The organism is Rhizomicrobium sp., assembly GCF_056722145.1.
This window is the reverse complement of sequence record NZ_JBWZET010000300.1, coordinates 1-2,142: the sequence shown is the minus strand read 5'-3', so window position 1 is coordinate 2,142 and position 2,142 is coordinate 1. Positions and strand designations below refer to the sequence as shown.

The window sequence follows — 2,142 nt, the reverse complement described above, 5'->3', positions numbered from 1 at the left end:
GCGAGGTGTATCAGGCGGTCGAGTCGCCGCGCGGCGAGATGGCCTACTACGCGGTGAGCGACGGAACCGCCAAGCCGTATCGCGTGCACATGCGCAATCCGTCCTTCGCCACGCTGCAGGCGCTGGAGACCATGTGCGTGGGCCGGCTGATCGCGGATGTGGTGGCGGTGATCGGGTCCATCGATATCGTGCTGGGAGAAATCGACCGGTGAGCGCCGTCGCTGAGGGAACGATGCTGTCTGCCGAACTATGGCTTTCTTTCGCTTCGGTCGTCCGGGCGTATGGCGCATTCGGCTCGGCGGATGTCGCCGCAGCCGGATGCGAGATTGTCGTCATCGTGGGAACGGCGCGGCTGGAGCTGCGCTGCGATCTGCCCGGCGTAACAGGGAAGTGGCGGCTCGTGTGCGGCGACGCGATGACCGGCGAGGGGCGTCTGGAGCTGCTGCCGGAGGGCCGAATCGCCGTGGACGGCAAGGCCCTGGATCTGGATCATGCCGCGATTGACCTGGTGGCGCTGGTGAAGAGCGCGGGGTCGGCGAGAGACGAAGAATGAGTACACAACCCGCAAAATCCGGAACCATTTTTTCGCCGGCGCTGGCGGCGCGCTTCGATCGCCTGGTGACGCTGTATCCGGTCAGGCGCTCGGCGATGGTCCCCATGCTGCTGTACGCGCAGGATGAGATTGGCTACGTCTCGGCAGGCGTAATCGCCGAAGTGGCTGCGCGCCTGAGCGTGACGGAACTGGACGTGCGCAACGTGGTGAGCTATTACTCGCTGCTGAAAACGAAGCCGGCGGGGAAGTACCACGTGCAGGTGTGCACCAACATCAGCTGCATGCTGCGCGGCGGCAACGAAATTCTGGAGCACTGCAAAAAGACCCTGGGCGTGCCCAACAAGGGCGTGACGCCCGACGGTGTTTTTTCCCTCGAAGAAGTCGAGTGCATCGGAGCGTGCTCGTGGGCGCCGGCCGCCCAGGTGAACTACGCGTACCACGAGAATCTGACGCCGGAGTCGATGGACAAGGTGCTGGCGGAGTATCGATCGAAAGCGCAGAACGGGGGTGGGAAGTAATGGCGACGCTGACAACGCACCCCGACTGTGTGCCTCTGGTTTCGTACCGCTTCGGCAAGGGCGCGACCAACATCGACAAATATATTGAGCTGGACGGCTACGCCTCCGCGCGCAAGACCATCGAGATGACGCCGGACGCCATCATCGGCGAGATGAAGACGTCGAATCTGCGCGGCCGGGGCGGCGCAGGCTTCCCGACCGGACTGAAGTGGTCGTTTGTTCCCAAGCAGGCGGCGAAGCCGAAGTACGTGCTGGTGAACGGCGACGAGAGCGAGCCGGGCACCTGCAAGGACCGGCTGATTTTCGAGCACGATCCGCACGCCGTCATCGAGGGCGTCATCATCGCCGCGCTGGCCATCCAGGCGAAGATGGGCTTTATCTACCTGCGCGGCGAGTATCGCTACCTGATCGAGATCATGGAGAAGGCCGTTGCCGATGCCTACGCGAAAGGTTTCCTGGGCAAGGGGATCTTCGGCTCAAAGATCGACCTCGACGTGGTGGTGCAGACGGGCGCGGGCGCCTATGAAGTAGGCGAAGAGTCGGCCCTGATGGAGTCGCTCGAAGGCAAGCGCGGAGTGCCGCGCATTCGTCCACCCTTTCCAGCCGTCGTCGGCCTCTACGGCGGCCCCACCATCATCAACAATGCCGAGACCATCGCCACCGTCCCGCACGTGATTGCGATGGGCGCGGCGGCTTACTCCGAGGTGGGCACGCCGCGGAACGGCGGCACGCGCCTGTTCTGCCTGAGCGGACACGTGGAGCGGCCCGGCGTCTACGAGCTGCCCATGGGCTACAACCTGAAGAAGATGACCTTCGAGGTGGGCGGGGGAATCGCCAATGATCGCACGTTGAAGGCCGTGGTGCCGGGCGGGTCTTCGACGCCGGTGCTGCTGCCGGAAGAGATCGACATCGGCATGGATTTCGACCAGGTCGGCAAGGCGGGATCGATGCTCGGCTCGGGCGGCGTCGTTGTGCTCGACGAAACGGTCTGCATGGTCGAGTTCGCGCTCCGCACCATGAAGTTCTACCAGCATGAAAGCTGCGGCTGGTGCATCCCCTGCCGCGAAGGCA

Annotated in this window: 4 protein-coding genes; all 4 read left to right on the top strand. The window is 64.1% G+C overall.

Going from position 1 to position 2,142, the window contains the following annotated elements; genetic code table 11:
- On the top strand, nucleotides 1-212 hold a 212-nt coding region (locus AC1P6P_RS15880), incomplete at its 5' end, for an NADH-quinone oxidoreductase subunit D-related protein (protein ID WP_481403420.1).
- A gap of 20 nt (nucleotides 213-232) precedes the next feature.
- Nucleotides 233-553: a hypothetical protein gene (locus AC1P6P_RS15875; RefSeq protein ID WP_481403419.1), complete on the top strand. Its 321-nt coding sequence runs from the start codon at nucleotides 233-235 to the stop codon at nucleotides 551-553.
- Entirely contained in the window at nucleotides 550-1,071 is a 522-nt protein-coding gene (locus AC1P6P_RS15870; protein ID WP_481403418.1) for an NADH-quinone oxidoreductase subunit NuoE family protein, read from the top strand. The genes AC1P6P_RS15875 and AC1P6P_RS15870 overlap by 4 nt, the downstream gene beginning before the upstream one ends.
- Nucleotides 1,071-2,142: NADH-quinone oxidoreductase subunit NuoF (gene nuoF, locus AC1P6P_RS15865; RefSeq protein WP_481403417.1), on the top strand; the 1,072-nt coding region annotated here is incomplete at its 3' end. The genes AC1P6P_RS15870 and nuoF, both read left to right, overlap by 1 nt.

Bases quoted from the DNA above. Each gene is read 5' to 3' on its own strand.
- AC1P6P_RS15875 (WP_481403419.1), top strand. From the start codon at position 233: ATGCTGTCTGCCGAACTATGGCTTTCTTTCGCTTCGGTCGTCCGGGCG.
- AC1P6P_RS15870 (WP_481403418.1), top strand. From the start codon at position 550: ATGAGTACACAACCCGCAAAATCCGGAACCATTTTTTCGCCGGCGCTG.